5 protein-coding genes and 4 tRNA genes are annotated in these 6,407 nt (G+C 42.8%); 6 read left to right on the top strand and 3 right to left on the bottom strand.

Going from position 1 to position 6,407, the window contains the following annotated elements; translation table 11 throughout:
• Positions 1 to 744 precede the first annotated feature (744 nt).
• On the bottom strand, positions 745 to 2,085 hold the full coding sequence (pssA, locus tag R7P74_RS24190) for a CDP-diacylglycerol--serine O-phosphatidyltransferase (protein ID WP_005388686.1): 1,341 nt from the start codon (positions 2,083 to 2,085) through the stop codon (positions 745 to 747).
• A 71-nt stretch (positions 2,086 to 2,156) separates the two neighbouring features.
• Entirely contained in the window at positions 2,157 to 2,588 is a 432-nt protein-coding gene (locus tag R7P74_RS24185; protein WP_169643899.1) for a GNAT family N-acetyltransferase, read from the bottom strand.
• 101 nt (positions 2,589 to 2,689) lie between these two features.
• Between R7P74_RS24185 and murB the strand changes: the two genes are divergently transcribed.
• Positions 2,690 to 3,733, top strand: a complete 1,044-nt coding sequence (gene murB / locus R7P74_RS24180) for a UDP-N-acetylmuramate dehydrogenase (protein ID WP_213963146.1) — start codon at positions 2,690 to 2,692, stop codon at positions 3,731 to 3,733.
• The gene (gene birA / locus R7P74_RS24175) at positions 3,730 to 4,695 is read left to right on the top strand and encodes a bifunctional biotin--[acetyl-CoA-carboxylase] ligase/biotin operon repressor BirA (protein WP_170894214.1); all 966 of its coding nucleotides are present in this window, start codon (positions 3,730 to 3,732) and stop codon (positions 4,693 to 4,695) included. Before murB ends, birA begins: the two co-directional genes overlap by 4 nt.
• A 7-nt stretch (positions 4,696 to 4,702) precedes the next feature.
• On the opposite strand, the gene coaA is transcribed toward birA, so the two are convergent.
• Positions 4,703 to 5,626 (bottom strand): type I pantothenate kinase, encoded by a 924-nt coding sequence (gene coaA, locus R7P74_RS24170; protein WP_005388683.1) that lies wholly within the window; start codon positions 5,624 to 5,626, stop codon positions 4,703 to 4,705.
• A 205-nt stretch (positions 5,627 to 5,831) separates the two neighbouring features.
• On the opposite strand from coaA, the gene R7P74_RS24165 reads away from it, so the two are divergent.
• From R7P74_RS24165 to R7P74_RS24150, 4 genes are all read left to right on the top strand, one after another.
• Positions 5,832 to 5,907 (top strand) — tRNA-Thr (locus R7P74_RS24165).
• Between the two features lie 36 nt (positions 5,908 to 5,943).
• A tRNA-Tyr gene (locus R7P74_RS24160) sits at positions 5,944 to 6,028 on the top strand.
• Positions 6,029 to 6,063: 35 nt separating this feature from the next.
• Positions 6,064 to 6,138 (top strand) — tRNA-Gly (locus R7P74_RS24155).
• Positions 6,139 to 6,151: 13 nt separating this feature from the next.
• Positions 6,152 to 6,227 (top strand) — tRNA-Thr (locus R7P74_RS24150).
• The last annotated feature ends 180 nt before the right edge of the window (positions 6,228 to 6,407 follow it).

The following is a 6,407-nucleotide window of genomic DNA, read 5'->3' as shown; positions in this document are numbered from 1 at the left end:
GGTAGTTCAGTTGGTTAGAATACCGGCCTGTCACGCCGGGGGTCGCGGGTTCGAGTCCCGTCCACTCCGCCACTTATATTAAGCCTCAGTCGAAAGACTGAGGCTTTTTTCGTTTCTACTGCGACGTTTCCCTGAAGAGTGTTTATACACCTAACTAGACTATTTCACATAATCCCTACTAAGCGAACTCTGCGTAATTACACACTAGGCTCTAATAATATAGGCCGTTGATGCTGTGGAAAGGCAATATGACCTACAAACAAGCCTAAGTAATCTATGGTATTCAAAGGCGTTCAACGGCTTGAATCTTGATGAGAAAGAAAAAACGAACTGTGCGCATAATCCAGAAAAGCGTCATATATACCCCCAATCTCTCCTGGCTCAAAAATCAAACGACTTGAAAAGAATTGGAAGGTGAAAGATTGAAGGAGCTCTTCATTAGCGAGGTGATGATTTTCGACGCTGAACATTTGATGAGTCTCAGAAAAAATATATCGCCAAGGGGTAAGAAGCGCCAAAACAGAGAGGGGTAGCTTAGCTCGAGGCTGTAAGCTATGCGGAATACTCACAAACGTCAAAGCTCAAACCCATTAAGAGAGTCGCTCTAGATCTAAGTGGTTATGTGCTCACTAGCGGTACTAGAAAATAGTTAAGTATTCCAAATGGATTATATGAAAAAGCCAACTGCTAAAGCGGTTGGCTTAGTATAAAAATCTCGACGTACTTTAGAGCGAGAAATGATGTCTAAAGAATACGCTTTAAAACACCATCTGCCTTTAGGCGGGTAATTTTTCTGACCAGTCGCTGTACCCCTATAGGATAGTCTTCTACTTTCTCTAATTGCTTATAAGTACAGATAAGGTGAGTATGCTCAAGAATACGCGAAACTTCGTCTTCAAACTTCTCAGTGAGCTTCGCATAATTGTCTTGTATGAGTAGCCCATTTTCTAGGTCGAGTGACCAAGCACGTGGATTTAGGTTATTCCCAGTAAGTAGCATATAGCGTTTATCAACCCAAATACCCTTAAGGTGGAAGCTGTTATTGTCATGCTTCCATAGGTGAATTGACAATTTACGTGCGGCGATATTCGCTTCATTGGCTTTCGCAAAGCGACGCAAATTCACTTCGTAAAGATATGGAAGTCCGCCAATGGTTTTAAAGTCTTCCTCCGGTGCAATGTAAAAGTCGTTGGCGGTTTTATCACCCACAACAATAGTTACTTTCACACCACGCTTCATGGCTCGTTTCACTTCACGATGAAGTGCTTTAGGGAAGTTAAAGTAAGGCGTACAAATGAAAATTTCGTCTTGGGCTGCTGCCAATAACTTTACAATCTGTTGATTGAGCAGATTACGGCGTTTGCCTAGCCCAACTAACGGAGTGACTTTTACGCTTTCTTCTGTTGCAGCTTGGTCTTCAAACTTATAGTTGGCTTGAGCAAGAGAAGCCCTCAGTTGGCGAATCGCCGACTTTATTTCTTTGGTTTCTGGCTTATCTTTTCCTGCAAGATCATTAACGGCAGGGTGAGCAATCATTTCTTCCTGAATGAATTGCACCATTGAATTCGCTAAAGATTCATGTCGAATCACATGGTAACGATCAAATCGATAACGTTCATGATAATGGAGATAAACGTTATTTAAGCTCGCCCCACTGTAGATAACAGTATCATCGACAATGAAGCCTTTTAAATGCAGTACCCCAAAAACTTCTCTGCCACGCACTGGTATGCCATAGACAGGGATTGGGTGTTGGTACTTACTGGCATATGCTTTGTAAAGCGCTGAATTACCCTCAGATGTCTCCGCACCAATCAGGCCACGCTGCGCTCGATGCCAGTCGACACAGATATTGATGTCCAACCCAGGATTGCGCTGTTTCGCTTCATAAAGCGCAGTGAGAATTTCACGTCCAGCTTCATCATCTTCCAGATATAGAGCGACTAGGTAAATTCGCGACGTTGCTTTGCTGATAGCATCTAAAAGACGGGTTCTGAATGATTCTGCTGAATACAGAACATCAAAGTCTTCCGGATTGACAGCGAGACTTGGCAACTGTTCGAATGGATTCCTACTTACTATCATATCGGTATGAGTACCTTAGTTTAGTGCAATATTGCGAACCTGCCATTTTATCAAAGATATGATTTACCTGGCTACAAAAGCACGCGTTTTGATGTCGTTGAAGAGATGAATTGCATTGGAATGAGATCTTTACCGCTATCTACATAACGTTGAAATGCCATTTTTAGCGGGTGTGGTAGCTCAGAGCAATCAATTGTTGTGAATCCATGCTTGGAATAATAGGATTCGAGATGTGTAAACGCGAAGCAATAATCGCCATCAGTGAAAACATTGTTTTTACAATGAGTTAGTAGTTTTTTTCCAATCCCTGTTCCCCTAACTTTCGGAATGACCAACATTCCTGTCAACAGACGAACTTTATCTACACTTTTTAAACGTAGTAACGCCATGATTTCACCCTTATGGCTTGCTGTAATGATCAATTCATCCTTTTTGGCTCGACCCGCAGGGTAATACGCTTTGTATAGTTTCTTAATGAGGGGGAGCTTGATGGGATTTAACACTTCTATGATTAATGAGTCTGGTATTGTCACTGCGGTTAAAAGATAACTAATGTAGAATGTCGACAGTTTAAGAGAATCTTATCTGGTGTTGCAAACCTACTATGCAAATTAAAACAAATGCGAGCCTAAAGGCTTACCATACTTTTGGAATTGAACAATCGTGTTCCTATTTAGCTATCGTTGAGTCGCTCGAAGATGTTATTGAGCTATTTCAAAACCCAAGATTCACCCATTTACCGAAACTTTTTTTAGGTAAAGGAAGTAATGTTCTTTTTACAGAACATTTTGAGGGATTAGTGATTGTTAATCGAATCATGGGTAAAGAAGTCACGGAAACGGATAAGCACTACCTATTACATATTGCCGGTGGTGAAGATTGGCCTGAATTAGTTTCCTGGTGTGTGAATCAGGGGATCGGTGGGATCGAGAACTTAGCTTTGATTCCAGGTTGTGCTGGCTCGGCTCCTATTCAGAACATTGGTGCGTATGGCCTAGAGCTAAAAGACATCTGTGATTATGTAGATGTTCTTGATCTAACTACGTTTGAAAACAAAAGAATGCACGCCCAAGACTGTGAGTTTGCCTATAGGGATTCCATATTTAAACATGCGTTGCACGGAAAGTGCTTTATCACCGCATTAGGGCTTAAGTTGGCGAAGCAATGGCAGCCGATTAACCAGTACGGTCCTTTACAAAGTATCCCAGAAGAACAACTCAGCCCTGCTTCTATCTTCGAACGAGTATGCCAAGTGCGAAAGGCAAAACTGCCAGATCCAACCAAGATAGGTAACGCAGGTAGTTTCTTTAAAAACCCAGTGATCACGCAAGATCACTATGATCGACTCACAAAAAAATACCCTAACGTAGTAGCCTACCCAGCTTCTGGAGGAATGAAAATTGCTGCTGGTTGGCTTATTGATCAGTGTGGATTAAAGGGGAAGTCTGTACATGGTGCGCAGGTCAACCCTATGCAAGCTTTGGTTTTGACCAACATAGATAATTGTAGTGCTGATGACATTGTCGCGCTTGCTTCTTTAGTGAAGCAGACAGTATGGGACAAATACCAAATCATACTTGAGCATGAAGTACGCTTTCTCAATCGTACCGGGGAGACCAATTTGACTCAGATCGAGGCATCTAGATGAGAAAAGATCACTCTACGAAACTTCATATTTTAAAGTTATTAAGTGATGGAGAGTTTCATTCAGGAGAAGCTTTGGGCGACGATCTTAATGTTTCCAGAGCGGCAATCGCTAAGCACATTAAAGGTCTTAGTGAATGGGGTATTGATATTTATCGAGTGCAAGGGCGCGGTTACCAATTAGCCTCACCATTGCAGCTGTTAGACGAGACTCTCTTTACCACTAGCTCGGAGTCACTTGTTGAACTCGTCCCTGTGATTGACTCAACGAATCAATATTTGCTCGACAGGGTCGCGGATTCGGAAAAGGGCCGTGTTTGTATTGCTGAATATCAAGCACAAGGGCGTGGTCGCCGCGGTAGACAATGGGTCTCACCATTTGGCTCTAACTTATATCTCTCTATGTATTGGCGACTGGATGCAGGAATGGCTGCGGCAATGGGCTTGAGCTTGGTGATTGGGATTGCCGCAGTGGAAGCTCTGGAAGAAGTAGGCATGCAAGGTGTTAAACTCAAGTGGCCGAATGACTTGTATTATCAAGATAAAAAACTGGCCGGAATCTTGGTTGAAATGTCGGGTCAGGCCGGTGGGGCTGCTCATCTAGTGATTGGGATGGGCCTGAATATTGGAATGCCTGACGACCAGCCTGAGATTGACCAGCCATGGACCACGTTGAACCAAGTAAATCAGAGTCTCAAGATCGATAGAAATGTTCTAGCAATGACTCTTATCAAGCATTGGAATTCTGCACTTGTCGAATATGAAATGAAAGGGCTTACTGGCTTTATCGAACGTTGGAATCGGTTAGACAATTTCCTTAATCGTCAGGTCAAACTGCTTATTGGGCCTAGAGAGGTACATGGCGTCGTTCGAGGCATCGATCATCAAGGTGGAATATTAATCGAAACCTCCCAAGGACTAGAGACTTATATTGGTGGTGAAATCTCGTTGCGTAAAAGTGACTAATCTTCGATTACTTTCGCAACGAGACTTTATCAACTAAGTGGTTAACGCCTTTGTGTAGAATCAAGTGGGCTCTCTCTCGAGTTGGAAGAATATTCAATTCTAAATTGAGCCCATTAATATCATGCCAAATTTGCTTCGCTTTTTTCTTTGCGTCATCGACAGAGAGTTGTGTGTAGTGGCTAAAATAAGAGCCTGGTTTCGTAAAGGCCCCTTGGCGAAACTTTAAAAAGCGTTCTACATACCAATGTTCAATGGTCTCTGTTTCTGCATCGACATAAATTGAAAAATCTAAAAAGTCAGAGACGAAGACACGATGCGGGTCATGTGGATAGTCCATTCCACTTTGCAGAACGTTTAAACCTTCAATAATAAGAACATCCGGTCTATCCACTTTTCTTAGTTCATCAGTAATGTCATACGTGATGTGAGAGTAGATGGGTACTTCAAGATCGGGTTTTCCTGCCTTTACGTCAGACATGAACTCGACTAAGCGCTTGATATCATAGGATTCTGGGAAGCCTTTACGATGCATGATACCGCGTTCTTCTAGTACTTTTTTCGGATATAGGAAGCCATCTGTTGTAACCAAGGACACTTTGGGATGATTCTCCCAACGAGAAAGCAATGCCGTTAGAATACGAGCAGTCGTACTTTTGCCTACAGCAACACTGCCAGCGATACCAATTACGAAAGGGGGAGCATGTTCCTCTGTATTTAAGAATTGTTGTAATACGGAATTGCGGCTTTGACGAGCCTGGACATACAGATTCAAAAGACGAGACAAAGGAAGGTAGATCTCTACCGCTTCCTCCATGGTTAGGTTTTCATTAATGCCCTGAAGCGCAGTCAAGTCGTCTTCAGAAAGTGTCATCGGTACAGAGTTTCTTAACTCGGCCCAATTTGCACGGTCAAATGACAAAAATGGACTCATGGGTCTCTTTTATCCTTGGTTTAATAGAAGCAAGAACATACATCAAGCGAACTTCAAAGCAAACGACAAAGGTCGAAGTTTACTTTAAAAAAGCTAAGTTTGTACGAATTTGCAGCAAACGAATCTAAAAAATCGAAATTTATGATTTTTTTTCAAATTACTATTGCAACCTAGAAAATCATTCAATAGAATGCGCACCACTTATGCCGACTTAGCTCAGTAGGTAGAGCAACTGACTTGTAATCAGTAGGTCACCAGTTCGATTCCGGTAGTCGGCACCATTCTTTCCTTTAGTAGTCTGAATGGCTTGAAAATTTGGAGGGGTTCCCGAGTGGCCAAAGGGAGCAGACTGTAAATCTGCCGGCACTGCCTTCGATGGTTCGAATCCGTCCCCCTCCACCATATTCTTTAGGAAATAGCTCTCAGAGTTACGTGTTGCGGGCATCGTATAATGGCTATTACCTCAGCCTTCCAAGCTGATGATGCGGGTTCGATTCCCGCTGCCCGCTCCACTCTAATTTGAGTGCTGATATAGCTCAGGTGGTAGAGCGCATCCTTGGTAAGGATGAGGTCGGCAGTTCGAGTCTGCCTATCAGCACCAGCTCTCAAGTTTATTTCCTTTTGATATTAGATTTACCAATTATCTTTTTTTGGTTGCGTGGTCAATTTGGGCCACCTAAATCCGTACCTAGAGGGACCACTCATGTCTAAAGAAAAATTTGAACGTACGAAACCGCACGTTAACGTTGGTACTATCGGCCACGTTGACCACGGTAAAACA

It is taken from the genome of Vibrio sp. 2033, assembly GCF_033339735.1.
Note: the sequence above shows the minus strand (reverse complement) of the source record. Positions and strands in the feature narration are given on the sequence as shown.